Annotated in this window: 21 protein-coding genes and 1 tRNA gene; 3 read left to right on the top strand and 19 right to left on the bottom strand. The window is 55.5% G+C overall.

The window, feature by feature from the left end; translation table 11 throughout:
* Nucleotides 1-200: 200 nt before the first annotated feature.
* From GO013_RS08415 to GO013_RS08375, 9 genes are all read right to left on the bottom strand, one after another.
* Nucleotides 201-2,309, bottom strand: a complete 2,109-nt coding sequence (locus GO013_RS08415; RefSeq protein WP_163810082.1) for an FAD-dependent oxidoreductase — start codon at nucleotides 2,307-2,309, stop codon at nucleotides 201-203.
* A 78-nt stretch (nucleotides 2,310-2,387) separates the two neighbouring features.
* Nucleotides 2,388-2,963, bottom strand: coding sequence for an RnfABCDGE type electron transport complex subunit A (locus GO013_RS08410; protein WP_163810080.1), 576 nt, complete (start codon nucleotides 2,961-2,963; stop codon nucleotides 2,388-2,390).
* A 12-nt stretch (nucleotides 2,964-2,975) separates the two neighbouring features.
* Entirely contained in the window at nucleotides 2,976-3,653 is a 678-nt protein-coding gene (locus tag GO013_RS08405) for an electron transport complex subunit E (protein WP_163810078.1), read from the bottom strand.
* A 25-nt stretch (nucleotides 3,654-3,678) separates the two neighbouring features.
* The gene (gene rnfG / locus GO013_RS08400; protein WP_163810076.1) at nucleotides 3,679-4,254 is read right to left on the bottom strand and encodes an RnfABCDGE type electron transport complex subunit G; all 576 of its coding nucleotides are present in this window, start codon (nucleotides 4,252-4,254) and stop codon (nucleotides 3,679-3,681) included.
* Nucleotides 4,255-4,257: 3 nt separating this feature from the next.
* A complete protein-coding gene (locus GO013_RS08395; RefSeq protein WP_163810075.1) occupies nucleotides 4,258-5,208 on the bottom strand; it encodes an RnfABCDGE type electron transport complex subunit D in 951 nt (316 codons plus the stop codon).
* Complete coding sequence (locus tag GO013_RS08390; protein WP_163810073.1) at nucleotides 5,205-6,311, bottom strand: 4Fe-4S dicluster domain-containing protein; 1,107 nt, start codon at nucleotides 6,309-6,311, stop codon at nucleotides 5,205-5,207. Before GO013_RS08390 ends, GO013_RS08395 begins: the two co-directional genes overlap by 4 nt.
* Before the next feature lie 7 nt (nucleotides 6,312-6,318).
* A complete protein-coding gene (locus GO013_RS08385) occupies nucleotides 6,319-7,083 on the bottom strand; it encodes a cytochrome c3 family protein (RefSeq protein ID WP_163810070.1) in 765 nt (254 codons plus the stop codon).
* A 67-nt stretch (nucleotides 7,084-7,150) separates the two neighbouring features.
* A complete protein-coding gene (locus GO013_RS08380; protein WP_163810069.1) occupies nucleotides 7,151-8,341 on the bottom strand; it encodes an ATP-grasp domain-containing protein in 1,191 nt (396 codons plus the stop codon).
* Between the two features lies 1 nt (nucleotide 8,342).
* Nucleotides 8,343-9,203 carry an NADP-dependent methylenetetrahydromethanopterin/methylenetetrahydrofolate dehydrogenase gene (locus GO013_RS08375; RefSeq protein ID WP_163810067.1) on the bottom strand — a complete coding sequence of 287 codons (861 nt, stop codon included), beginning with the start codon at nucleotides 9,201-9,203 and terminating at the stop codon, nucleotides 8,343-8,345.
* Nucleotides 9,204-10,334: 1,131 nt separating this feature from the next.
* Between GO013_RS08375 and GO013_RS08370 the strand changes: the two genes are divergently transcribed.
* Nucleotides 10,335-11,222, top strand: coding sequence for a triphosphoribosyl-dephospho-CoA synthase (locus tag GO013_RS08370; RefSeq protein WP_163810065.1), 888 nt, complete (start codon nucleotides 10,335-10,337; stop codon nucleotides 11,220-11,222).
* 163 nt (nucleotides 11,223-11,385) lie between these two features.
* Here the strand turns inward: GO013_RS08370 and GO013_RS08365 are convergent, their stop codons facing one another.
* The 6 genes from GO013_RS08365 to GO013_RS08340 all read right to left on the bottom strand — a co-directional run bounded on the left by GO013_RS08365 (nucleotide 11,386) and on the right by GO013_RS08340 (nucleotide 17,616).
* Nucleotides 11,386-12,234, bottom strand: a complete 849-nt coding sequence (locus GO013_RS08365; RefSeq protein ID WP_163810063.1) for a formylmethanofuran dehydrogenase subunit C — start codon at nucleotides 12,232-12,234, stop codon at nucleotides 11,386-11,388.
* A 40-nt stretch (nucleotides 12,235-12,274) separates the two neighbouring features.
* Nucleotides 12,275-13,174 (bottom strand): formylmethanofuran--tetrahydromethanopterin N-formyltransferase, encoded by a 900-nt coding sequence (gene fhcD, locus GO013_RS08360; protein ID WP_163810061.1) that lies wholly within the window; start codon nucleotides 13,172-13,174, stop codon nucleotides 12,275-12,277.
* On the bottom strand, nucleotides 13,165-14,817 hold the full coding sequence (locus tag GO013_RS08355; protein WP_163810059.1) for a formylmethanofuran dehydrogenase subunit A: 1,653 nt from the start codon (nucleotides 14,815-14,817) through the stop codon (nucleotides 13,165-13,167). Before GO013_RS08355 ends, fhcD begins: the two co-directional genes overlap by 10 nt.
* Nucleotides 14,801-16,093 carry a formylmethanofuran dehydrogenase subunit B gene (locus GO013_RS08350; RefSeq protein WP_163810057.1) on the bottom strand — a complete coding sequence of 431 codons (1,293 nt, stop codon included), beginning with the start codon at nucleotides 16,091-16,093 and terminating at the stop codon, nucleotides 14,801-14,803. Before GO013_RS08350 ends, GO013_RS08355 begins: the two co-directional genes overlap by 17 nt.
* Nucleotides 16,093-16,473, bottom strand: a complete 381-nt coding sequence (locus GO013_RS08345) for a molybdopterin dinucleotide binding domain-containing protein (protein ID WP_163810056.1) — start codon at nucleotides 16,471-16,473, stop codon at nucleotides 16,093-16,095. The genes GO013_RS08350 and GO013_RS08345 overlap by 1 nt, the downstream gene beginning before the upstream one ends.
* 1,067 nt (nucleotides 16,474-17,540) lie before the next feature.
* Nucleotides 17,541-17,616: transfer RNA gene (locus GO013_RS08340), tRNA-Thr, on the bottom strand.
* Nucleotides 17,617-17,788: 172 nt separating this feature from the next.
* On the opposite strand from GO013_RS08340, the gene GO013_RS08335 reads away from it, so the two are divergent.
* Together GO013_RS08335 and acs are read left to right on the top strand one after the other, a co-directional pair.
* On the top strand, nucleotides 17,789-20,095 hold the full coding sequence (locus GO013_RS08335) for a mechanosensitive ion channel family protein (RefSeq protein WP_163810053.1): 2,307 nt from the start codon (nucleotides 17,789-17,791) through the stop codon (nucleotides 20,093-20,095).
* Between the two features lie 179 nt (nucleotides 20,096-20,274).
* The gene (gene acs / locus GO013_RS08330; protein WP_163810050.1) at nucleotides 20,275-22,389 is read left to right on the top strand and encodes an acetate--CoA ligase alpha subunit; all 2,115 of its coding nucleotides are present in this window, start codon (nucleotides 20,275-20,277) and stop codon (nucleotides 22,387-22,389) included.
* A gap of 51 nt (nucleotides 22,390-22,440) precedes the next feature.
* On the opposite strand, the gene GO013_RS17530 is transcribed toward acs, so the two are convergent.
* The 4 genes from GO013_RS17530 to GO013_RS08310 form a co-directional block, all read right to left on the bottom strand.
* On the bottom strand, nucleotides 22,441-22,656 hold the full coding sequence (locus GO013_RS17530; protein ID WP_239057794.1) for a 4-oxalocrotonate tautomerase family protein: 216 nt from the start codon (nucleotides 22,654-22,656) through the stop codon (nucleotides 22,441-22,443).
* A 229-nt stretch (nucleotides 22,657-22,885) separates the two neighbouring features.
* Entirely contained in the window at nucleotides 22,886-24,274 is a 1,389-nt protein-coding gene (gene hslU / locus GO013_RS08320; RefSeq protein ID WP_163810049.1) for an ATP-dependent protease ATPase subunit HslU, read from the bottom strand.
* A complete protein-coding gene (hslV, locus tag GO013_RS08315) occupies nucleotides 24,275-24,814 on the bottom strand; it encodes an ATP-dependent protease subunit HslV (RefSeq protein ID WP_163810047.1) in 540 nt (179 codons plus the stop codon).
* A gap of 27 nt (nucleotides 24,815-24,841) precedes the next feature.
* A complete protein-coding gene (locus GO013_RS08310; RefSeq protein WP_203529463.1) occupies nucleotides 24,842-25,387 on the bottom strand; it encodes a macro domain-containing protein in 546 nt (181 codons plus the stop codon).
* Nucleotides 25,388-25,483: the final 96 nt, after the last annotated feature.

The raw sequence follows: 25,483 nt of genomic DNA, 5'->3' as shown, positions 1-25,483 counted from the left end.
GCATCCTCCATCCTGTTATCCGATACATGCACCTGCGATCACATCGATCAAATTAGGTGCTTTTCCAATATAAATCAATCTTTTCAGTATTGTAAAGCCGTAGGTCACATTTTCGCTCGCCGGTTGCTTCGCGGTATTCGCAATGATGGGGGGGCGTGAGCTCGACGGCGAAAATGTGACCATGTGGTGTGATTCTCGTCTTAGCGGGTTCGCTTCGTTGGTTCTGCCGTTTTGGTGTCGGGACCCATGTCCTTGTCGTAGCAGAGCAGCCCACACCGCAGGCAGCGATCCGCCTCGGCCAAAGCTTGTGCCTCATTCAGCGGACCTTCTACTTCATGAAAGGTGCAGGTCTGTTCATTTCCGTGGCAGAGGTGGGGCATGACACCCCGTTCTTTCTGTTTCACCAGATCGACTTCATCGAACAGGGTGTACGGGATCATGGTTTTCTGGGTTGTCTCGGAAACGGGAACGGACCCTTGGGTCATATGATAGTGAATGGATCGGGCCGCCTTGCGACCGTCACCAATGGCCGAGACCACGAGATCCGGGCCGGTGAAGACGTCTCCGGCTGTGAAAACGCCGGGGATGGCGGTCTGGAAGGTGTTCGGGTCAGCCACAATGGTTTTCCACCGAGTGGTTTCCAATGGGCAGTTTTCTGGATCGCCGTTTTCGTACAGGCAGGTCAGGTCCGGTTTCTGGCCGATGGCCGGGATAATCAGACTGGCCTCCATGCGCTGTTCAGACCCTTCCTTCTTGACCGGACGGCGGCGGCCGGAATCATCTGGTTCGCCGAGTTCCATTTCATAATATTCCAGATGGGTGGCCTTGCCGTTGGCATCGCCGATGACGCGTGCCGGTGCCGCAAGGAATTTGAATTGTACGCCCTCGTCTTCGGCTCCGTCGATTTCTTCGACATCGGCTGGCATTTCGTTTCGGGTGCGTCGGTACATGAGGGTGACTTCGGCACCGAGACGGACGCAGGTTCGGGCCGCGTCAATGGCGGTATTGCCGCCACCGACCACGATGACCTTGTTGCCGGTTGCGGGTTTTTGCCCCAATGCATGCGCGGTGAGGAATTCGATACCGCCCATGACCCCGTCCAGGTCTTCGCCTTCGGCATACATGCCGGACGCCTGCCATGCGCCTATTCCGATGAAGACGGCGTCATAGCCCTCGTTTTTGAGGGATTCCAGTGTGAAGTCGCGACCGAATCTGGTGTTGAGCTTCGCTTCGATACCGAGGCTGAGAATACCTTCGATTTCCCAGTCCAGATCCGCTTTGGGCAGTCGGTATTCCGGGATGCCGTATCGGGTCTGGCCGCCCAGCGCGGGCATGGCGTCAAAGATGGTTGGACTGTGACCGAGTCGGCGCAGGAAGTAGGCGCAGGAGAGTCCCGCTGGCCCACCGCCGATGACCGCCACCCGTTTGCCGGTCTCCTTGGCGCAGGGCACGGACAGCCGTGAACCGGAGTGCAATTCCCGGTCGGCCACAAAGCGTTTGAGCATGTTGATTCCCACAGGGGAGTCCACATGTTGCCGACGACATTCGGTCTCGCAGGGACGCGGACACACGCGGCCACAGGTGACCAGCAGCGGGTTCCGTTCCTTGATGGTCATGACTGCGCCGTCATAGTCTCCAGCCTTGATCTGTTCGATGTATTTGGGGATGTTGATCTGTGCCGGGCAGCGTTGGCGACAGGGGGCCAGGCAGTCCGTGGTTTGGTTGAGATGGAGCAGTCGGGCGGACATGCCAGCGACGTGGATCACGCCGCGCGGACAGGCTTCCACACAATTACCGCAGGCCTTGCAGAGTTCCGGGTTGATGATTGGCAGGTGGTTTGGTCCCATTTCAATAGCGTTGAATGGGCAGGCACGGACACAGGAGCCGAGTCCGAGGCATCCTTCGGGGCATTCCTTGTTGCCGCCGTAGAGTTGATGCGCTGCCCGGCAGTCCAGTACGCCTTCGTAATGAAAGGCTGTGTCTGCCCGGGTGCCGCCCGTGCAGTCGCGGATAGCCAATTCAGGTTCTCGGTCAAGGACCTCCTGGCCCATGATGGCGGCAATGGCGCTTATGGCGTCACCATCGGCAACAATGCAGGTCGAGGCCGAGGTCGTGCCCGCGACAATGGCCGCAGCGCAGCCAGAACAGCCCGGATATCCGCATCCGCCGCAGTTGGCACCGGGTAATAAATCTTCCACTTGAGCAATACGTGGGTCTTCCTTGACGTAGAGCAGCTTGGAGGCCACGCCCAGTATCGCTGCGGCTCCGAAGCCGATGCCAAACAGCGTCAGTCCAGAAGTTATGATCATGTCAAATTCCTTTATTCATGCGTTTGTCGGTGTCGCAATATGGACAGATGATCGAATCGTTGTGGCGAGTGTCTGTCATTAGATCATGCCTTTGAAGGCGAAGAAGGCCAACGACATGAGCCCGGCCATGATTAGTCCGATGGGGGTGCCGCGCATGGCAACGGGCAGTCGGCGGACCGCCAGTCGTTCACGGATACCCGCCAGCAGCACCAGAGCAAGCATGAAGCCCAGTCCCGAGGCCATGGCGAACATCATCGATTTGAACAGGCCGAATTCTTCACGTTGGACAATGAGTGCCACACCCATCACCGCGCAGTTGGTGGTAATCAGTGGGAGAAAGATGCCTAATGATTTGTAGAGCGGTGGGATCATCTTTTTGAGAAACATCTCAACGAATTGCACCAGGGCCGCGATGACCAGAATGAAGGCCAGGGTTTGCAGATAGCCCAGCCCCAGCGGGACGAGCAGCTTGTCCTGTACCAGCCAGGTCAGGCCTGTTGCCATGACCATGACAAAGACCACGGCCGATCCCATGCCGACGGCCACGCCAGTGTTTTTTGACGTGCCGATGAATGGGCAGTTGCCCAGATATTGGGCCAGGACGATATTGTTGACGAAGATGGCCGATATGAAGAGGAGAAAGTATTCCTGCATGATGTATCTCTCTTAGGCTTTTTGCGCGTTGCTGCACGCTCCGCAGCTCTTGCAGTCATGGGTCGGTGCTTCGATCAATGCCAGTCCGCGCCGTCTGCGCTGCGTGTTTTGAACAAAGACCATCAGGGCGAGGAGTACTCCAAGGCTGATGAATGCGCCGGGCGCCTCGACCATCAGGCCGAAGGGCTGGAATCCGTCCCAGACCACGTGGGCACCAAAGAGGTTGCCCGTGCCGAGCAGTTCACGCAGTCCTCCCAGAAAGGTTAGGGACATGGTGAATCCGATGCCCATGCCTGCGCCGTCGGCGATGGAGAGGAGTGGCCCGTTTTTCGAGGCAAAGGCCTCGGCCCGGCCCAGAATGATGCAGTTGACCACGATCAGCGGGACGAAAATGCCCAGTTGTTGATAGAGGGGGTAGGCGTAGGCCTGCATCAGCAGTTCCACGGCCACGACCAGTGAGGCGGCGACAACGATGAAGCAGGCGATGCGGACCTTGGCCGGGATGACCTTCCGAAGCAGGGAAATCATCAGGTTGGACAGGGTCAGGACAAAGATGACGGCCAGCCCCATGCCAAGCCCGTTATATGCGGTTTTGGTGACCGCCAGCACCGGACAGAGTCCGAGAACCAGTTTGAAGGGCGGCAGCTCGGTTGTCAGGCCCTTGGAAAATTCCTTCCACAATCTACTCATGTGTCTATCCTTGTGCGAACAGCGGTCAGGACCAGCCGTTCGTCAATTGTGTTTTGAGGGTTCTGTAGATGGCGATAGCCTGCTGCACGGCAGCCACCGTGCCCGTGGAGGAGATGGTTGCTCCGGCCACGGCCTGGATGTCCCCGCCGTTTTTGCTCAGGGTCACGTTTTCGATGGAATGGCCCTTGAATTGGGTGGTGTATCCGTGTTCGGTGACGCGCATCCCCAGCCCCGGTGTTTCTTTCAATGTGGTGATGCCGATGCCGGTCAGGGTGTCGCTTTCAAGGTCGAATCCGACCATGACGCCGATGGTGCCGCCATACCCTTTGCCCGAGGTCTCGAACGCTACGCCTGTGGGCGCGCCATTGTTCATGGCCGGGAAGACCGTGACTGATGCGCCGTCCACTTCGAATTTTTTGCGATCCTGAATCGGGTTGTTGTCGTGATGCTCCAGAACCAGCGCAATGGCCGGGGCCTGGACATAGGTCAACTCCTGTTCTTCGATGATCGGAGCGGTCGTTTCTTTCAAGACAGCGAGCGTGCCGCCGGAGATGCCGCAAATCAGGGACAGGACAAGCATCATGGTGCATATTCCTTTCATGATTTACCTCACTCCGAACGGTTTTGGCCGAATGCGTTCAAGGGCTGGAGTACACAGATTGGCCAGCAGCACGGCGAATGCTCCACCATCAGGATAGACGCCGTAGACGCGGATGATGATCATGAGGACACCGATCAACAGCCCGAAAAGCAGCATGGGCAGGTTTCGGTAGGGACTGGATGGTCCGTCCGGTGCCAGAAAGAACGCCACGAACAGTGTTGATCCTGTCATCAGATGAAACAGGGGTGAGGCGTAGACAGACGAATCGACCACGTAGAAAATGGAAGCCATGATCGTGACACCCGCGAGCACACCCAGTGGGATGAGCGGTGAGACGTGTTTGCGCAGGACCAGAAACAGGCCGCCCACGAGGACTCCCGCGATTTGAACTGCGCCGAGGCCGCCGAGTTGGTGCCCCAGAAAGAGCTGGAGCGGGTCCGTGATTTGAACGGCATCCAGTCCGAAGCTTTTGAGTTGAGCCAAGGGGTAGGTCAATTCAGTGGTCAGCATGGAGGCGTCTATGTCCATGAATGATGGCCACGAAACCCGGCAGATGGCCCAACCGATGAGGGGAGCACAGAATGGGCTGCCTCCCAAGGGACCGAAGGCCATTTTGCCGAGCGCAATGGCGGTTGCGCTACCAACAGTCACCAGCCACCACGGAGCCGAAGCAGGGAGGAGGAAGGCGAAACCAAGAGCCACAGTCAGGGCATGGAGGTCCTGAATGTCGGTTTTTCGGTTCATGAGGAGGTCGCAGATCATTTCCGTAAAGACGGTCACGGCCATTGAAAGGGCCATGACCCGCATTGCGGGGATGCCGAAGTTGACGACCGCCATGACAATGGCGGGGAGCATGGCCACAAGCATGGCGAGCATTCTGCTTCGGACCGTCACACCGCAGTGCTGGTGGGGCGGAACCGAAACGGTCAGTGCAAATGGATTGAGGTGTTTCACCGTTGAGTCCCCTCGTCGGTTTGGGCTGCGGTTTTGGCCAGTTCGGCCTTGGCAAGCCTGATATATTGAAGCATGGGACGACGGGCGATGCAGTAGTACCCGCACAGGCCGCATTCGAAACATGTTCCGACGTGTTCGGCGGCCGCCTGGTCGTACTGACCAAATTCCGCGTAGCTGGTTATCATGGCCGGATCGAGTCGGGCCGGACAACGGCGCACACATTCACCGCACCCGACACAGGCCGTATCAACCGCCACCGGGGACGGATTGCTGACAATGGCCACGGCAAGGGTGTCGCGTGCCACTCCCTGATTGGGCGAAGCCGCGGCTTCGCCCCGGAGCACGCCGCCGAGAACAATGCGATCACGGTCCTGGATGCTGTCCCCTTCCTGTTCGATAATGGTCCCGACCGGAGTGCCCAAGGGCACGATGCGTCCGGTGTTCTTGACCGTGATCATGGTTTCCATGACAGGAAGTCTGGTTTCGATGATGCGGCCGACATGGAAGACCGTTTCGAGACCGATGATGATCGTGTTGTCCGGCAGTTCCTCGCCAGTTACGGCCTTGACGACCAACGGGTCTAGTCCGGCGGGATAATCGTTGGAAATGATGGTGGTTTCCATGCCATCCATGATGTGATTCATGCCATCGGGTATGGCCAGATTCATGTCCTTCGGGTGATAGATTCTGGTCAGGGCCTCGATGCCGGCCTTGAGTGTCTCGTCATGTTCGATCAAGAGACATTGGCGGCTCATGACGGTCGGTTCTGCGTCTACGGCATTGATAATGAGCCGATCAGTGTTGGTTACAACCGGGAGATCCGCACCCATTTTGGCCAATCTGTCCCTGAATTCCGAACCGGACAAGTCGTCCAATATGGCAGGGGAAACGATTTCGCCGACCTCTCGATCGATGCGGATACGGTATCGGTCAACGTGGACGATTTTCCCGGCAAACGGGGCGTGAATGTCGCCGCGATCCGGGACAGTGGCGGTTGCGATGGTCTCGCCTTGCCGGACAGTCTGGCCGCAGCTGACCACGGCACAGTGACAGGTCAAAACCATTTCCGCCCGAGCGGATTGTTTGCGTGTTTGCGTATTCATGGTCGGACTACCTGCTTATGTGACATTGGTTGCAATTGTCTGGGCCATAGGGACCGGCTCCCATTTCTTCGTGACAGGACATGCACTGGTCATGGAAGGCGTTCATGTGGGGGAGGACCAGTTCCCTTGGATCGGCTTCATGACAGGATTCGCAGGAACTGTAGTCCCCGTCGTATTCAGTCATGTCCACTTCGGTGTGGCAGGATTTGCAACTGGAAAGCCCTTGGTCAAACATGTCTTCATGGCAGTTGGCGCAGCTGGTATGTCCGGCCTCGCGCATGGAGATGAGGTCGTTCTCATCCGTGTCTTCATGGCAGTTGGAGCATTTTTGCGGTTCCGGTTCGATGTCCGTGCCGTGGTGACACTCAGCGCAATCGGACGCATATTCCTCATGAGCTTCGTGATCGAAGATCAGTGAGTCGAATTCTCGGTGGTGGCAGCGGACGCAATAGGATTCATCCGGGAACGAATCCATGTGGTTGTCTGCAAATTCCTGATTGAATTCATTGGGGTGGCAGGACCCGCAGGCCAGAGCCTCACCCGGTTTTGCGATGGATTCTCCGGGACGGTCGTGGTGACACCGTCCACATTCGATTTGATAGTCCCTGTGGTGGACCAAATGAGAAAAGACGACCTTCCCCCCCTTGTTTTCGAACAGGATACGTGTGGGCATCGGCTGTGTCTGATCGCTTCCGAGATAGCCAATGGTCGCGGCAACCAGCAGGAGTATGGCTGCGAAAATTACTGGCGTTTTTGTGTTTTTTACGTGCATTTTACCTCTCCGTTACGTGATGCAACGGTTGTTGTTCAGCCTCTGAGCTACTGTCTGATCGATAGAATCAGCAGGGACTTATGGAGTCCGTTCCCGGGTGGGGAATGGCTGGAATATCGTTGGAAGTGTCCGTGGGAAACACCTCGCCGCAGTCCTCTCGGACCGCATCGGCAGCCATGCCGAGCCGACAGACACATTCGTGACGATTCATACCGTTCGCGATCACAGTACAGATCGGATGTCCCGCCTGAATAAACTGTCCCGAATTGGGAATATCTCGGCGATGCATCGTCAACCAGGGTGTCGTGTCGGGCGCTGTCACGTCCCGCATGGCGAAAACAACGGCTTTGCCGTAGACGGAGGTCGCGGGGTCGTGGTGCCAAACGTGTTCCAGAGGGTGCATGTGGGCAGCAAATATACTTGTCCCATGCGCCAATTCCATAAGTTCCGCTGAAGCGGGGGGACGGGGATTCACTTCGACCAGGACCGGATTCCCAATGGGTGGAATGATAAAGTCGAGGCCGTTGATTCCCCGTAACCCGAAATGAACGGTGAGTTTGCGTGTTGTTTTTTCGACCCAGGAACCAATGTCCCCATTGGTGGTTCCCTGCGGGACGAGTGGATAGATGTTACCGCAATAGCGGAATCCCGATGCGCCAAAACGGTCGCGACCGATGAGTTGTTCGGAAAGACCCAGAACTCGGCATCGGGTGCCGTCCGCTTCAAAGACTGCGGATGCAGCCATGCCCTCGACGCGTTGCTGGACATACCACCCCGTTTCGGGGGGGTGTCCATCCCAGCGGCGAATGGCGTGGCCGCCTCCACCTTTCATCGGTTTGAGCAGCCATTCGTCCGGTTCCGAAACAGGTGTGCGGAAATCGGCTTCGGTCAGAATCCGTGGCATAGCAATCCCGGATTCCTGACAAAAGGTTTCCAACAAGGTCCAGTTGCGAATCTTTTCGAGCGTTTCCGGTGTGTTGCCGATTAGCAGACGATCCTTGGCAAGACGAGCGACCAGATCGGGATGATTTTCCAGACTGGCGACATAGGCCAGAGCGTCGTCGTCGAGCGGTTTCGCCAACTCCACAAGGGCATGTGGATCATACGTCTCATACCCGGAATCACTCATGCTGACAGAATGAGCCTGAACAGGCAGATCACGGTCACCGAAAAAGTCCAGGCAGGATACGTCATACCCCGCTCGAACCGCTGACTGCGCCAAAGCCCGCACGCTCACTCCTGTCAGCAGAATTCGCATTCTAGAGCATCTCCTTGGCGACTGCGTAGACTTCTTCGGCATCGAACACTTTGTCGTTGCTGGCGAAAAGTCGCTTGATGCATTCGCGGTGGACTTTCATCTTCAGGTTGCCGATGCCCAGTGCGCCAAAGACGATCTTGTCATTCATGGTTTCGCCGTCGAAATGGGCCTTGGTATCCTCAATGCCGAGCGGGGGAACCGCGTTGATGTCGCCCAGTCGTTTGAGTGTCGGATGATTGGCCCAGAGGTCCTTGCTGATGAGTTGGATACCGGCAGCACCGGCGCACAACACGGCATAGGCGCCGTCCAGAGCGGCCGCGGCCTGTTCTTCTGTGGCGACTTCGGCACCCTGGATGGTGACGTTGAAACGTTCATTGACTTCGGTGCAGGCTTCGTTGACCCGGTCCATGCGACGGGAGGTCAGGACCACATCCGCACCTTCAAGGGCCATGAGTCCGGCGGCGCGCTTGCCGACCGGGCCGGTTCCAGCCAAGACCACGCATTTTTTCCCTTTCAGACCATCATTGCCGCACAGCTTGGCTACCGCAGCCGCCGCAGTGGTATTGCAGCCATTGGAGTCGAGCATGACCGAGACGCGGACATTGCCGAAGAAACTTCCGGTGGCGGCCTTGAGCATGGCCTCGCCCGTGGCAACGTCGGAGCCTCCGATGAAAGCGGCGGAATTTTTCAGATCATCGCCACCCCGAGTGAACATCAGACCATAAATCTGGTCGCGAACATCGTCAGGGGTGATTCCGCTTTGTTGGAGCAGGACGTCCACGCCCGCATCATGTGCAACAACGGCATCGAAAACACTTGCATGTGGATTGCAATCCATCTGAAGCAACAGTTTCTTTTTCATCTGTATTTCTCCTTGTACTTCACACCACCACAAAGGGGATATGTTGTTTATGTCGGACACGAGGTCGCCAGAGGCAACCACATCACGTTTCATCAGTGGACCTGATAATAATGGGTGTTATGGAGCAGACAGTGAATGCTCAAAATATGCATTTTCATGCATGAATCTTGGCATATGTGGTGGGGCTGAACGGAGTGATTGACGAGAGTGAGTCTCGTCAGCGGGCTGTTGCGCCGCGCTTACTGAAGAAAACCGTCAGCCGAACGCACCGTCTCTCTTTTTATACAACGCATTGAAGCTTCCTGCCATTACAGTCCGTCAGCCATCCATGCCAAAGCACTTCGGCCATTGCGAACTGGTGAACAAGCACTGTATAAAGCTGAGACGACTCCTTCCACTGGCGGAACGTTTTGTGACTCTTCTTTCCGCAACCGTTCCTCTTGACGGTGGTGCTTATAAACCTGCGGAGAGAAGGTATGACTGGTTGAATTGCTTATTTGCGAACATGGACCTGCATATGCAGTCACATGATTTTCCATTTGAACAATTCACATTCGCCCGACACTACAGACTCGTGATAGAGGCGACAATCATCAATATATGTTGCAAAATACATAACGCATTTTTCTACTTTGAGTCAACCGGGTATCTGTATATGACCCTGTTTTATGACGAAAAAACATGCAAAATAGGTCCATGAATCGCATAAAATTGTTGATATGCATGGATTCGCAAATTGATTTCTTTTTTTTTAAACGTATATCCTACTAAAACATTCTGAATTTAGGATGGAATTAGTCCGTTTTTCTTCTTTTGAAGTCTTTTTGGCCAAGAGAGCCGATTTGTATGGTTTGTCAATATGGTGGAATGCAGTGTGCCATTTTTCCTCCTTCAAATATTTTTGATGGAAACACGAGCGGAACGGTGGTGATTTTTGGCCGTGTCAACCGCTGGAAAAAACGATGATTCGGAGACTGCCTCATGCCTTTTTAAAAGAATCGATTTTCAGCGATATTAAGGAGATGAAAAAGGTGTGAAAAAATCAGACCCTCTTGACGCACCAGTGCGCCCTCTGTATGTTTCGCTCAAAAAAGTATGGCGATGGATTCGGTGTCGTCATAAGGAGCGTGTATGCCTTCATGCAGTGATAAATGGATAGCCTGGGCGGCCCAGATTGCCTGTCTTTTTGAGGTCTTGGCTGAAAAACCCGGCAATGTGACACGCACCAGGGATTGCTCAGGGTTGCATTTCGAGCAGTTTCTGGTCAGTGCGACGGCCATTGGACCGGCTTTTACTGCCGTGTCCACCTCCTCGGTCGGCGAGCTGATTCGAAACAGTGTCGAGAGTACAAAACTCTTGGCCGGGGTGAATACCAATGTCGGCATTCTGTTGATGATGGCACCGTTGGCCAAGGCCGCATCCCTGGATGATCCGGCGAATCTTCGCAATGCCGTGCGCCGGGTGCTGGCGGAACTGACCGTGGATGACGCCCGTCAGGCCTTTGCCGCGATTGTCAAGGCGGCACCCCATGGAATGGATACCGTGGAAGAAGGGGATATTCGCAATGACAACGTGGACATGACGTTGTTGGAGGCCATGAAATTGGCGCAACATCGGGATACTTTGGCCGCACAGTATGCAACGGATTTCGAATTGGTGTTTGATGTGGGCTGTGCCGGTTTGAAACGGTTTCTTGCCGAGGGCCGGTCATTGTCCCAGGCGGTGGTGCAGGTCTATCTGACCATCCTTGCCACTGTCCCGGATACGGATATTGCCCGCAAGACGGATGTGGAAACCGCCCGTTCCATTTCGGCCAAGGCTGCTGAAGTTATGGGATTGGGAGGCGTTTTTACCGAAGAGGGACGGGAAGCGGCAGAACGGTTTGATCAGTTGATCCGTGATGAAAAACGGTTGTATAATCCCGGCACCACGGCGGATCTGGTGGCAGGTTCCCTGTTTGCTTTCCTTGTCTCTGAAGAAACACCGGAGTCCATGGCCGCTTTGTTGGCTCGTTGGTAGTTTCAAATTTCAAAGCCTAAAAGCAGTCTCATGCGTCCCGTCGGTTGCGACCCTCGGGACGTTTTTTGTCTTTTGCAGATGCCATTTCCAAAGCATGAGGAGGCCGATCGACCTGTGCCGATCGACCTCCCTATTGTTTCGTCGTGCGTTTGACCGCGTTGGTTTAGGCGGTGCCTGCGTACAAGAGCAACTCGCCGCGACTGCCTTCATTGACGTCGCCACTGTATTTCTTGAAGAGCGCGTATGGGCCTGTTTCGGGCACGGACCAGCCCGCCTCTGACAGCGAGCCGTGCATGACCGGCCAGAATGCTGGTACGCAGGTGGCGTTATAGCGGAAGGTCGGTCTGATTTCCTCTGGGGGCGTGAGCAAAATGACCGAGCCTCGGCTCATGTTCGCTCCGGCTCGCACGCCGACTTCGCCACCGATGAGCACGGTTCCCGCACCCATGGAGAATCCCGCCAGATCGCCGCAGGTGCCGCGAACTGCGATGAGTCCGCGACGCATCCGTGCGCCGGTCAGGTTTCCGGCATTGCCGTGGACGAGAATCGTTCCACCGGACATACCTCTGGAATATCCTCGATACGAGGAACCGGCGAAGTGCCCGGCGTTACCGTTGACCACGATGGTTCCGCCGGTCATCATGGCCCCGAGGTAATCCCCGGCATCGCCATTGATAATCAGTTCACCACCGCTCATTTTTGCACCCGCGTGGAAACTTACTGGACCATTGACGGTCAGGGTTCCTCGGGTCATTGCCTCACCGATATGTTTGAATCGGGAGAGGTTGCCGGTCAATTCCAGCGTGGCCAGTGTGTCGGCCGTGTCCGGGGAGCCGTCGGTTATTTCCACCTGGAAATGATCGCCGACGGTTTCCGTGTGATTTCCTACCAGCAAAGGCAGGGCCGCTATGTCCGCAGTTTCTTTACCCGTGACCGTCTCGGGAAGCAGGGAGTCCGCTTCGACGGGCAGGTCCGGGGCCGTGCGGAGGGTCAGATGAACCCGTGTATTCATGATTTGGCTCCAGTTCCTTGTCGTTGTAGTGGGTTTTCCATCAGCCGAGGAGTTCCTGAAGATGGAAGTGGTGCTTGCCAAGTTTGCCGCCGTAGTTCCCGGCTGTGATCTGCATCACGCCGGGCAGGCAGGCCGCCTCAATACCCACACGGGTGGCTTCGGCCACCTGCTCGTAGGTCAGGGCGTCAATGACAATTTCCATGACCGAGTTCACCCCTTTGGGAATCTCGGTTTTTGGCACGCGGCTGCGAATGGTCGGGCAGAAGGCCACGTTGGTTGAGGCGGGGAGGAAGGCGTATTTGGAGCCGACCTGACTGCCGCTTCGCACAATGCCGCCCGGGAAGGGCAGGGCCACGCCACGAATTTCTTTCATGCGTTCGACAGCGGCTTCGGCCGCAGCCAGTGCCGCGTCGTCCGACTCCGCCAGAATCATGAAGTTGCCGCCGCCGATGCCATCGACCATGGTGAACGATTCCTGAATCAGGAACTCGCCTTCCATGACCGGAATGCGCCAGTACCGGGTGTCGTTGATGACCTTGCTGGCCTGGAATCCGTCACCGAAGTAGCGGATTTTGCCGCCGAGCTTCAGCTCGGTGCGCTCGTCCGCCGGGCATTCGGAGACTCCGCCGTCGAAACAGGCGGATGTCGGTGTGGTCATGATGGCCTGGCCGATGCGTTTGAGCATCTGTTTTTCCAGTGCTCCCGCTGACATGCCAAAGAACAGGCAGTCCAGCCCGGGCCGTCCGTCCGGTGTCTTTGAGGAAACACCGTCAATGCCCGCTTCGATACCGCAGCCGATGACCGACGTGGCGAATCCCGTGACGGCCTGCGCGGCCTGCATGGCCCATTTTTCATTTTTCGCCGTGATGGTGACCCGTGCGGCGGCCATGGGAAAGGCCTCGGCGAACGTGTCCACTATTTCAACATTGTTTATCCGCATGGGACAACCTCCGGTGTGTCCAGATATTCATCTTCCACCATGTAGTTCGCCATTTTGACCGTGTAGTACGCATCGAATGTGTCGGTCAGTTCGTCGTCCAGTCGTTCGCCCTGTTCGGGAGACACGCCCAGGCTTTTGCCGGTGACACTCTTGACGATTTCACCGTCTCGCACGACCACTTCGCCATGCTTGATGACGTATGCCGGAGTGCTGAACATGGTGCTCTTGTCGGTGTTGGTTCGATAGATCGTCACATCGGCTTCGGCACCGACTCCGATGTGTCCCTTGCGGTCAAGCCCCAGTGTTCTGGCCGGACCGGACCGGGTGATGATCGCGATTTCATCCAGTGTGTACTCGCGGTCGAGTTCGAACAGGCAGGTGAATTGACGGATCTTGGGATGGAGCTTTTCCACCCAGGATTGCCGATAATCCTTGTCCATGAGCAGCTTGATGATCTGCGGATAGGCCGTGAACGGACCGGCGTTGGGATGGTCCGTGGTCAGCACGACCTGCCAGGGGTTCTTGGTGAGCAGCAATAGTTCGAGACCCACGGCCCACTGGATGGCGTTGACCAGCATTTTGGGTTTGTAGGTAATGGGAACGATGCCGGACCCGCTTTCCATTTCGATATCACCGCTGGCCCATTTGCCCTTGGTCATCTGATGCAGATGGAATTCCATGGGCGCGTCCGAGGTCATGGTCAATGTCGAACCAAACACGATCTGGCCGACATCGAAGGTAAACTCCGGGTGTTTGTTGAGGTAGTCCGTGATCTCCACGGTGCCCGATGTGAATCCGCCTTTTGGCGTTTTGCCGTAGGAGTGGAATTGCAGGTGAGTGAAATGGGCACGATGTCCCTCCAGGGTCCGCATGGTCTCCAATGTGGTGGCCACGTTGCCTGCTTCGCCCAGATGGTTGCAATGCAAATGCATGGAGTGGGGGAGTTTGAGATCATCCACCGCCTCTGCCAGCCCGCCGAGAATCTGTCTCGGGGTCACGCCAAAGGGTGGGGTGGGGGTGTCGAGATCGGCCGCGCCCACGTTCCATTTCCAATCTTCCACGCCGCCGGGGTTGACCACTTTAATGCCATAGCCGCGACTGGCCTTGAGCAACCAGGAAACCAGATTGCGCAGCCGTTCTTTCCGGCGGACCGGATCGGTGTCACTGAGCACCTGCATCACCAGATGGTTGTTGCCCATGACGGTGTAGCACCCTTTGTCCAACATGGGCAGGTCCTGCAACTCTTCATGGGTGTGCCGCGCTTCCAGCGGCGGAACCGCTGCTTCGAAGACCGTGGTATAGCCGAGTTTGGAATAGAGATAGCCCGTGCGATACGTGGTCGGCACGCATCGACCGCAGCCCGCCCGGGTGATTTTGGTCCGGGATGAGACGTGGCTGTAATGCTCTTCCGGACACATGATGCGTCCGGTATTGACCTTGGCTCCGGCAATGTGACTGTGGATGTCCACGCCACCGGCCATGACCACGCAATCCGTTGCGTCGATGGTCTCCATCTCATCCAGTTGGCCTTGTGGGATGCCGTCGGTGGAAATGATGGCTCCCTTGTCCATGACAATATCCTGTACCGTGCCGCTCAGGGTGTTTGTCGGGTCGTGAACGCGCCCATTAGCTATTCGCAGCATAAACGATTTTCTCCTTCATGGTTTTCAAGACCTCTTCGTCCGAGGGGAATGGGGAGTCCACCAACTTTTTCAAGCGCAGCGGGACGTTGTCCATGCGGTAGAAAGTGCCGGTGGCCGCCACGCCAACGGGGGCCACGGGAATGACCACCGAGGACCACGGCGTGGTCAGGTTGCGGTGCGGATCGAGATGGATGGTGGGAATGGTCTTGAGAAAGTCCACCGCATCCTTTGGAAGGTGCGCGCCCGGGTCGGTCGCCACGATGAGCGCGGCGTCGATATCCTTGCGGGCGAGCATGGGCAGGGTGCTGTATTCCCCCGGATTGTGGCGGGGATATCCCTTGCTGAAGTTCACGCACAGGGGATAGCCAGTGAGCCATGTCATGACCTGATTGGCGCCGTTGACGTTGCCGTGACCGCGCATGGCGACCCCGTAGAATCGGGTGTGCCGGTTGGCGTCCTGAACCAGTCGGGCGACCTGTTCGACGTTGATGTCCGAGTTGCGGCATTGGGTTACACCCAAACCGAAATGGAGCACGCCGTATTTGCAGCCCTTGATCATGTCGGCCACTTTACGCCAGGAATCGATGGGCACATCGCCCACGGTGTCCTGCCCTTCAGGGAACTCAAGAGGTTCGCCCTGAATCAGGGCACGCAGGGCCGAGGCTATTTCGAAGGTATGTCCGGGCGAGACTTGCAGGAAGACATCAGCCCGTTTGGTGGTTGGGGTTGGCCGGATGTCGATGGCAATGACCTTGCGGCCCTTTCGTCCTTCCGGAGTGTATAACCCTTTGGGTTGGAGCGAGTAGCGCGACAGATGACGCATGTGGGATTCCACGGGGTTACAGCCCCAATAGATGACGAGGTCCGCCCTGTTCTTGATTTCACCCAGCGAACAGGAAACCAATCCGGTCTGCTGGCGGGCAAGAACACCCGGGCCATGGCAGTACGAGGAGCAGTTGTCGAGGTTGCCCCGGGTGATCTCGGCGATTTCGACCAACTCTCGTTGTGCTTCGGACGTGGTGCTGCTCAGGCCGTAGATGAGCGGGTTTCTGGCCTTGCTCAGGATGCGCGCGGCTTCCGTTACGGCTGCGTCAATCGAGGTTTTCGTGCCGTTCACGCTGGGAGTCGGCGGCTCCGTGATTGCGTGCATGATCTTGTTTTTGCCGATGGCACAGGCTTTTTTGACGGATTTTATGGTGTTGTCTTCAACTTCCACCTCGATGTCGTCGCAGAGGCAGCCGCAGAAGGTGCAGACTACATTTTTATGCACAGTCATTAATCAGCTCCTTGGCCGGAGTTGCGTGGTTCGGGCCGCTCATCGCATGGGGCGAGCGACACCTTGAGTCTTTTCCAGTTGGGAACCCCGGACTCTTCGGTGCTTGTCACACTGAAGAGAACGTTGGCAACAGGGCCAAGGGGGAGGAAGAAGAGACCCCGTGGGACGTCGGCACCCTTGCAGGTGATACGCACTTCGCCATGCTGACTGGTCAGCATGGCAGCCTGTCCGTCTTTCGCCCCCATGGCACTGAGGTCATCCGGGTGAATGCGCAGGATCTTTATCTCCGATGAATAGAGCTCGCCATGTTTGCTGGAAACCATTGCCGAGCCTTGTTTGGCGGTTCGGACAGTCACCAACAGACCTTGTATGCTGCTCACTGTAACCTCCTTGTTCTCAAATGTTTTTTGAATGTGTTCCACCTGTTCCCGATTTCTCGGCGCGCGGAAAGCGTCAAGAGCGTTTCGGGTCGCTCCGGTGTGTGCGCTGCGTTGGAAAGTCGAAGCGGAAGAAACCGGTGCGTTTCAATGGTCGCTATGGTGTACATTGGATCGTTCAATTCACAGATAGAGACATGCCGTGCCACGAGTGGTTCGGCCATATGGAAGCAGGGACAAAGTACGGAAGACAGGGGCGGGCGGCAGACGCGAAACAGCCGGATGCTGTTATCGTGCGCTCAACGGTGCAATGCCTGTGAAAGGCGTGTGTGGAGTCTCTTTGTACCGCCGGTGTCGCTGGACGCGTGGAGCCGAGCATCTTCCCGTAACAATGTCACGACGAACTGACCTTTCGATGAGTTAGATTCCGAGGAATCTCTCATGATTCAGAACGTCATGCGAATTGTACGAAGTATGTCGACTCCCTCCACTGGCGGAACATGTGGTGATGCCTTCCCCTGCGACTGTTCCTCTAAACGGTGGTGGTTATAATTACCGCAGGGGAGGAAGTTCGTTTGAGAAGGACACCCCCTTCTCAGACTGTTCCCGTCTTCGTATTGAAGCGCATACGGAGACCGGAGCTTTTTGCTAAGATTTCAGAGAGATCAGCATATGAAAATCTGCCGATCAATCGTTCTTTAGTGAATAGCATGTCATTTTTTGGGGGACTTGAAAACCCCCTTCGAGGGATAAAAGCCCTGCCATGGGCACAGAAGGCCTTGTGTATGGGAAAAAAATGCCGTGCTTAGGGGAATAGTCGCTGATACGTGTTTTTTAAAGTTTTTTTTGAATGGCGATACCAGACCTTGTGCATGGCAATGATAAAGTTTTTTTCAAGGGAATTTGTATGCATAAGACCTATTTTAACGAATGAAGAGTATCGTTTGACCGAAGTGTGCCGCGAAAATGTAGACCTAAAAAGGAGTTATTATTTTTGATCGATTTTGACACAATGCGTACGAAAAAGGGCTGACAATGGGTAGAAACCCTTGTCAGCCCTTACTATTCCTTGGAGCCAAGAATCGGAGTTGAACCGACGACCTACTGATTACGAATCAGTTGCTCTACCAACTGAGCTATCTTGGCGAAACGGGAGTCGATTTTTAAACCATGGTGTGGTGTTGGGTCAAGCGAAAAAAAACTTTGTCTGAAAATTCTGAACCGATGGCCGACGCTCTTTTGCGTTTACAATTATCCTGTGAACTTGGTATGTGTCTATGAGTGTACTGTTGAGACATGTCATCAATGTGAGGGGTCTATGCGTATTCGATGGTCAAGGTGTGTGGTCGGTCTGTTGCTTGTCGTGTTTTTTGCGTGTCCTGTTTTTGCTGCGAATGTGACGGAATCACCGGCTCCTGAAACGATCGAGAGTCTTGCCATTCCGCCGGACGCCACCCCGGAACAGCTTCGGGAAATTATGGCTTCTCTCAGCGATGAGCAGGTTCGGGCCGTGCTCATTCAGGAATTGAAAAAAGAAGCGGCTGTCATGGCCACTCCCAAAAAGGAAACCGGCCTGGCTGGTTTGGTCCAGCGTCTGCGAAAAGCGAGTTCCTTTTTACGTGACCGTTTTGAATATCTGTTTTCCGGGGCGGCAACTGCGCCCAGAGAATTGCCGGAAAAGGTGAAGAATATTCTCGGCGGGGATGATTCCTTGACCGTGGGAAAACTGCTGCTGGCCCTGCTCGTTTTGACGGGTCTCTGGCTCGTGGCCATGTTTATTTTTCGCAAGAAAACCGTGAAGATTCGGGAAAGTTTTGAGATCACTCCGCCGGATGCGTTGTGGTATACCTGCATGGGACGGCTGTTCATGCGCGCCTTGTTGGATGCGTTCGGAATCATATTGATTCTGGCCGTGGTTTTTGCCGGATATCTGATCCTTTTCAGCGAAGGGGCGGCCAGCAAGCCGGTGGTGATCGCATGGCTCGCTGCCATTGTCTTTTTGGAAATGGTCAAACTGGTGGCCCGATTCATTCTCGCTCCCAAGGCCCCCGCGCTCAGATATCTGCCCCTCACCGATCAGACTGCGCAGTATCTCTATAAATGGATTCTCTGGATCGGACGGATTATCGCCCTCGGTCTGCTTTTGACCACGCTTCTTCGGCTTGAAGGGGGCAGCGAGGCCCTGCTTCTGCTCGTGTCCACATTGTGTGGGTTGACGGTTGTCTTTGTCTTGGTTCTGCTCATTTTGTGGAACAGTCGGCCTGTTGCCCTAGCCCTTCAAGCGCGAAATACGCCCGGGTCGTTGGGATATCAGTTTGCCGGGTTCTGGCATGTGGCGGCCATCGCCTATGTGTTGGGCTTTTGGGTGTTTTGGGTTTTGGGGCTGATGATTTTCGGGACCAAGGCCATGGTGCCCGGTATCATGACATTGCTCGCGGTGCCTCTTTATCTTATTTTTGATTGGGCCACGCAGCGATTGGTTTCGTTTGCCGCAGACATTGCAGGACCGGCCATTCCCGATCAGGCGGAGGATGGCGTTGAAGACGCGGCCGATGCCGGTGAACCCGTCGGGTTGATTGAAAAACATGCCACTCGATTTCAGACTTTCTTGAGCAAGGGATTCCGCTTCATTCTGCTGGCCGGATTTGTTTTTGGATTACTTCATGTGTGGGGTATCGATTTCGATTTTGGTCGAGCCACTGTCCGGGCCTCGTTCAATACACTTATCACGTTGGTCCTTGCCTATATTGTCTGGGTTTTCATCAGTCGAACGATCGAGCGCAAGCTCACAGCAAAGGCCGCGGATCAGGGTGCTGGAGGCGGTCATGAAGGCGGCGGTCCCGGTGGAGATCGTTTTGCGACCTTGTTGCAGTTGTTGAAGAAATTTATTTTTGGAGCCTTGTTGGTCATCACGGTGCTGATTATCCTGTCGTCATTGGGCGTGGACATCGGGCCGCTGATCGCCGGGGCGTCGGTCTTTGGTATTGCCATTGGTTTTGGCGCGCAGACGTTGGTCAAGGATATCATTTCCGGGATATTCTTCTTGACCGACGATGCGTTTCGAGTCGGTGACTACATCGAGACCAGCGGTGCCATGGGAACGGTCGAGGAAATCTCGGTACGCTCATTGAAATTGCGCCATCATCTCGGATTTTTGTATACCATTCCGTTTGGTTCCATGAAGCTCGTCAAGAACAACACCAGAGATTGGGCAGTCATGAAATTGCAATATCTGGTGCCTTTTGACACGGATATTCAGCAGGTCAAAAAAATTATCAAGAAGATCAACAAGGAAGTTCGTGCGGTCCCGGAATTGAACAAAGTGATGCTTGGAGATATCAAGAGCCAGGGCGTCAAGGCCATGGAAGAATACGGGATGCGGATGCGGGTCAAGTTCATGACCAAGCCCGGTGGGCAATTTACCTTGCGGAAATTGGTCTTGGCCAAGATGCGCAAGCACTTTGCGGAAGCCGGTATCGAGTTCGCGCGTCCCCGTGTATCGGTGCAGATTCCCGACGGTGTTGAACTGTCTGATGAAGAGCGCGCCCAGGTCGCGGCGGCTGCATCTCAGACCATTGATGCAAAAGAGAAAGCAAAGGCCGCTGCCAAGAAAAAGAAAAAGTAGAGGGCAGGTCCACCTCGGGAGCATTTTGCCGGATGACGGACAGTGGTTGTCGTGTGTTGACCGTCAGATTCGGCGAGAGGATTGTCTGACGGGGTCGAGTGTTTTGTCCCTTGTCCCTGACGGCAGTTCGGGGTACGAGTTTCTCCAGTTGTTCAACCCATACGCCGAGGATCTGTCATTTGACCAGTGAGACGCATCTGCATTCGTTTTTTTACCCTGAGACCGTGGCCGTGATCGGGGCGTCTGCTACGCCTGGAAAGGTGGGGCATACCATTGTCACCAATATGATTGGAGCGGGATTTCACGGCACGTTGCTGCCGGTGAACCCCAAAGGCGGGGAGATCGAAGGATTGCCCGTGACAACCGATATTGCCGATCTGCCTCGCGGGCTTGATTTGGCCGTGATTTCCGTGCCGCCGCATTTCGTGGTCCCTGCAATTGAAGCCCTTGGCGAACGCGGGGCCAAATCCGCAATCGTTATCACCGCTGGATTCAAGGAAGCGGGCAAGGACGGGCATGTGCTGGAGCAGGAAATCCGTGCCTTGTGCGAAAAATATGACATGGCTCTGCTCGGACCGAACTGCCTTGGCATGATGAATGCCGCTCATGGGGTGAATGCGTCTTTCGGGTCCGGTCATCCGAATCCGGGATCCATTGCATTTTTTTCCCAGTCCGGTGCGTTGTGCGTGGCGATTCTGGATTGGGCGTTGGGTGCGAATGTCGGATTTTCCAAATTTATTTCCTTGGGAAACAAAGCGGTTCTCGATGAAGCGGACATGCTTTATTTTCTCAACAAGGACGAAGAAACAAAAGTCATTCTCGGTTATATCGAGAACGTGGAACATGGCGAGTCCTTTCTCAAGGCCGCGTATGCGACCAGTTTGAACAAGCCGGTTATCATGATCAAATCCGGGACCACGGCGGCCGGAGCCAAGGCCGCATCTTCCCATACCGGGGCCATTGCCGGGTCCGACCAGTCCTATTCGGCAGCATTTCAGCAATCCGGCGTGATTCGGGTGAACGATGTGGCGTCATTGTTCAACTTGGCGCAGGCCTTTTCCTGCCAGCCGTTACCCAAGGGACCGAACCTGGCGGTCGTGACCAATTCAGGTGGTCCGGGAATCCTCACGGCGGATGCCGCAGATCGTTCGTCGCTGAGCATGGCCGCATTGTCGCAAAAGACTATTCAGCGCCTTCAGGAGTTTTTGCCCAGCTACGCGGCCTTTTATAATCCGGTGGACATCGTCGGTGATGCGAATGCCGCACGATACCGGCAGACATTGGACGTGGTTTCCGAAGATCCGATGGTTCATTCCATTCTGGTTTTGTTGACTCCAACCGCGTCGGTCGAGATCGACCAGACCGCCGATGCCGTGATTCACATGGCCCGGAAATGCGGAAAGCCGGTGTTTGCGTGTTTCATGGGAAAGACCCGGGTGGCTTCTGCTCGGAAAAAGCTCATGGATGCCGGAATTCCCTGTTACGCGTTCCCTGAGCCTGCCGTCCATTCCATTGAGGCTATGTACGACTATTATCTCTGGAAAAATCGTTCAACGCCCGAATTTGTGCAGATTGAGCGGGATGTGGAGCAGGCCCGAGAAGTGGTCCGTGCGCACATCCGACGGAATCAGGCTGAGATTGTCGAATTCGAAGCCCAACAGGTTCTCAAGGCCTATGGACTGCCGACCCCGAAAACCGTGTTGGCACGCTCCTCTGACGAAGCCGTGGCCGCAGCCGATGCCATGGGATACCCCGTGGTTCTTAAGATCGCCTCGCCGGATATTTCGCATAAATCCGATGTGGGCGGGGTCGAGATCAATTTGTGGAATGCCAAGGAAGTCCTGAAGAGTTTCAAGACCATGACGGCCAGGGCGCAGCGGATGCGTCGGGACGCGTATCTTGCGGGGTGTCTTGTTCAGGAAATGGCCCCTGCTGGCGTGCAGGAAGTGATTATCGGCTTCAAGCGGGACGAAGAATTCGGGCCGATGTTGATGTTTGGTCTGGGCGGTATTTATGTCGAGATTTTGAAGGATATTTCATTCAAACTCGCACCACTTTCTCGGCAGGATGCTTTTGACATCGTGCGGGAGATCAAATCCTACATGTTGCTCAAGGGATTGAAAGGCGGACAGGCCGTGAACTTTGCGGCACTTGAACACATCATCATGGCCATGTCGCAAATGTCGTTGGATCTCCCGGAGGTGTGGGAAGCGGAATTTAATCCTGTTCTCGTGAACCACGAAAGAGCCATGGTCGCAGATGTGCGCATGACCATCCGACTCCAGGATTGCTAACGGCGCCTATCCCCCCGGTACTTTTTAAGAAACCGGGGGAGACGAGGACATTCAGGCGTTTGGTTCTGTCTGTCCTTTTCGCAGGGCCGTCACCGCTTCGCCACCGATCCCCCAATTGTCGGTATCCACTTCGTCAATGATGACAAAAGTGGTTTTTGGATTTTTCCCCAAGACAGTGAACAGCAGGTCGGTGACTCCGCTGATGAGCTGTTTTTTTTGGGCCGCAGTCGCTCCTTCCTTGGTGATTCGAATATTGACGAATGGCATGGAGGCTTCTCCTTGTTTGCATTTACGAGGTCGTGTCATGTGGCGGTGCACATGACCGTGTGTGGCAAGATGGGCTGACCATAGCAGATGGCTGGTGGGTGGCAAAGCGTTTGCGGGGAAGGGGAAGACTGTTTCGAAGCTGTCAATGAAAACGGCCTGTGTCGGTGTTGTCATAACACCGGCACAGGCCGTTTTTTTGAGCATGATCGGACGGTGTGTCCGAGAGTTTTTACAGAATGTAGCGCGACAGGTCGCGATCTTCCACCACATGGTCGAGCTGTTCCGTGACATAGTCGCGGTCAATGACGACTTTCTGACCAGATTTGTCCGGGGCTTCGAACGAGAGGGTGGCCAGAATCTTTTCCATGATGGTGTAGAGACGGCGTGCGCCGATATTCTCTGTTTCTTCGTTGATCTTTTCCGCCATGGCCGAGATTTCTTCCAGGGCTTCCTGGGTGTAGTCCACGGTGACACCTTCGGTTTTGAGAAGGGCCTTGTATTGGACGGTGAGCGCGTTTTTCGGCTCTGTCAGGATTCGGTAGAATTCTTCCTTGTGCAGGGAAGAGAGTTCTTCGCGCAGGGGGAATCGTCCCTGAAGTTCGGGGATCAGGTCCGAAGGTTTGGCGAAATGGAACGCTCCGGCGGCAATGAAAAGGATGTGATCTGTTTTGACCATGCCATACTTGGTGTTGACCACGCTGCCTTCTACGATGGGCAGCAGGTCCCGCTGCACGCCTTCGCGGGAGACATCCGCAGAGCCGCTCCCGGATTGATCGTGGCGGGTCGCGATTTTATCCATTTCGTCAACAAAGAGAATTCCCTGTTGCTCGACGCGTTCACGAGCGAGTTCATTGACTGCATCCGGGTCGATGAGCTTGTCCGCTTCTTCGTCGATGAGGGCCTGATACGCATCCTTGATCTTCATCTTGCGGGTTTTCCGCTTGCCGGGGAACATGTTTGAAAAGGCGTTTTGCAGATTGGACCCCATGTCTTCCATGCCGGGAATCGCCATGATTTCCACCTGGGCACCGGACTGGATCGTGACTTCCATTTCCACTTCGCGTTCGTCGAGTTGCCCCTGACGGAACATGGTCCGGAATTTTTCGCGCGTGCCGTCGTCCTTTTTTGGGGTTTCAACCGGTTCGACCGCACCGTCCTGATTGGCTGCGAAAAAGCCCATGGGTTCCTGTTTTTGCGGTTTCTTGCCGGGCAACAATAGGTCCAGAAGGCGTTCTTCCGCGTTCTTTTCCGCTTTGATGCGGACCTTGGCGGTTTCTTCCTTGCGGACCATGGAGATACCAATTTCCATGAGGTCGCGGATCATGGATTCAACATCGCGGCCCACATAGCCTACTTCGGTGAATTTGGTCGCTTCGACCTTGAAAAACGGGCAGTTGGTCAACCGGGCAAGGCGGCGGGCAATTTCGGTCTTGCCGACGCCGGTTGGTCCCATGAGAATGATGTTCTTGGGCGCGATTTCATCCCGGAGTTCCGGGTCGATCTGCTGCCTGCGCCAGCGGTTGCGCATGGCGATGGCAACCATTCTCTTGGCGTCATTCTGGCCGATGATATATCTATCGAGTTCCGAGACGATTTCTCTGGGGGTGAGGTTGCTCATTTACTTGTCCTGTGCTTCCAATGTGATGTGATTGTTGGTGTACACGCATATGTCGGATGCGATTTCTATGGCCTTGCGGGCGATGTCGCTGGCAGGCAGATCCGTGTTTTGTTGAAGAGCGCGGGCTGCGGACAGGGCATATGGTCCACCGGAACCGATGGCGGCGACACCGTCGTCCGGCTCGATGACATCCCCGGTGCCGGAGATGATCAGGATGTGTTCACCGTCGGCGGCCAGCAACATGGCTTCGAGCTTACGCAGGTATTTGTCGGTGCGCCAGTCCTTGGCCAGTTCCACGGCGGCTCTGAGCAGGTTGCCGGAGTAGGTTTCCAATTTGGTTTCAAAGCGTTCGGACAGCGTGAATGCGTCCGCAGTGGCTCCGGCAAAGCCGACAGTCACCTTGTCTTTGAAGATGCGTCGTACCTTGCGGGCCGTGTGTTTCATGGCAATGGACTTGCCCAGGGTGACTTGTCCGTCACCGGCGACAGCCGTGCCTTTGTCGTCCTTGACTGCAACGATGGTTGTTCCTCTGAGTTCCACTTGTTTACTCCTTGCCTGTATCAGGCGTTACACCACGTCTTGGGCGATTGCGATCCATGTTTCATACGCGGAGCGTCCATGGAGGACCATGATTGCTTCCGTGACCATGTGTGTTTCCAGCCCGTGTTTGAGCGTGGTCAGCGCAATGCGTGCGGCGTCTTTGACTGGGTAGCCATAGACGCCGCAGGAAATGGCCGGGAACGCGATGGTTCCGAGATCGTGTGCGTGTGCGAGCTTCAGGCAGTGCCGGTAGGCGTTGCCGAGCGTCGCGGGTTCGTTATTATGTCCGCCGTGCCAGATGGGACCGACGGTGTGTATTATGTGTTGAGCAGGTAGATCGAATCCGGGGGTTATGACGGCTTCTCCGGGAGGCAGGTGCCCGATAGTGGCGATGATGTCCTGGCAGGCTGCTTGAAGAGCGGATGTACCAGCGGCTTCGTGAATGGCACCATCCACACCGCCTCCACCAGCCAATTGGGAGTTGGCCGCATTGACAAGCGCATCGACGGCGAGTGGTGTGATGTCGCCCTGGCGAATTGTGAGTCGCCCGGCGGAAACGGTCCAGGTCTGCATGATAAGTCGAAAGATAAGACCCCCAGCGGCAAAGGCAAGTCTTTTGGCGTGGATTGCGTCGTATTTGGTGTGATGGGCTTCTGTTTTTGAATTGCT

Origin of the sequence: Pseudodesulfovibrio sp. JC047 (genome assembly GCF_010468615.1) — a bacterium.
In the GTDB taxonomy this organism is placed as follows: Bacteria; Desulfobacterota; Desulfovibrionia; order Desulfovibrionales; family Desulfovibrionaceae; genus Pseudodesulfovibrio.
This window is presented reverse-complemented; position numbering and strand designations above follow the sequence as displayed.

Coding starts and splice junctions, on each gene's coding strand:
- hslU (WP_163810049.1), bottom strand. CDS start 24,274: ATGAGCAACCTCACCCCCAGAGAAATCGTCTCGGAACTCGATAGATAT.
- GO013_RS08370 (WP_163810065.1), top strand. CDS start 10,335: ATGCCTTCATGCAGTGATAAATGGATAGCCTGGGCGGCCCAGATTGCC.
- GO013_RS08350 (WP_163810057.1), bottom strand. CDS start 16,093: ATGACTGTGCATAAAAATGTAGTCTGCACCTTCTGCGGCTGCCTCTGC.
- GO013_RS08310 (WP_203529463.1), bottom strand. CDS start 25,387: ATGCAGACCTGGACCGTTTCCGCCGGGCGACTCACAATTCGCCAGGGC.
- GO013_RS08390 (WP_163810073.1), bottom strand. CDS start 6,311: ATGAATACGCAAACACGCAAACAATCCGCTCGGGCGGAAATGGTTTTG.
- GO013_RS08365 (WP_163810063.1), bottom strand. CDS start 12,234: ATGAATACACGGGTTCATCTGACCCTCCGCACGGCCCCGGACCTGCCC.
- GO013_RS08380 (WP_163810069.1), bottom strand. CDS start 8,341: ATGCGAATTCTGCTGACAGGAGTGAGCGTGCGGGCTTTGGCGCAGTCA.
- GO013_RS08385 (WP_163810070.1), bottom strand. CDS start 7,083: ATGCACGTAAAAAACACAAAAACGCCAGTAATTTTCGCAGCCATACTC.
- rnfG (WP_163810076.1), bottom strand. CDS start 4,254: ATGAAAGGAATATGCACCATGATGCTTGTCCTGTCCCTGATTTGCGGC.
- GO013_RS08335 (WP_163810053.1), top strand. CDS start 17,789: ATGCGTATTCGATGGTCAAGGTGTGTGGTCGGTCTGTTGCTTGTCGTG.
- GO013_RS08415 (WP_163810082.1), bottom strand. CDS start 2,309: ATGATCATAACTTCTGGACTGACGCTGTTTGGCATCGGCTTCGGAGCC.
- GO013_RS08405 (WP_163810078.1), bottom strand. CDS start 3,653: ATGAGTAGATTGTGGAAGGAATTTTCCAAGGGCCTGACAACCGAGCTG.
- GO013_RS08375 (WP_163810067.1), bottom strand. CDS start 9,203: ATGAAAAAGAAACTGTTGCTTCAGATGGATTGCAATCCACATGCAAGT.
- fhcD (WP_163810061.1), bottom strand. CDS start 13,174: ATGCGGATAAACAATGTTGAAATAGTGGACACGTTCGCCGAGGCCTTT.
- GO013_RS17530 (WP_239057794.1), bottom strand. CDS start 22,656: ATGCCATTCGTCAATATTCGAATCACCAAGGAAGGAGCGACTGCGGCC.
- GO013_RS08355 (WP_163810059.1), bottom strand. CDS start 14,817: ATGCTGCGAATAGCTAATGGGCGCGTTCACGACCCGACAAACACCCTG.
- GO013_RS08410 (WP_163810080.1), bottom strand. CDS start 2,963: ATGCAGGAATACTTTCTCCTCTTCATATCGGCCATCTTCGTCAACAAT.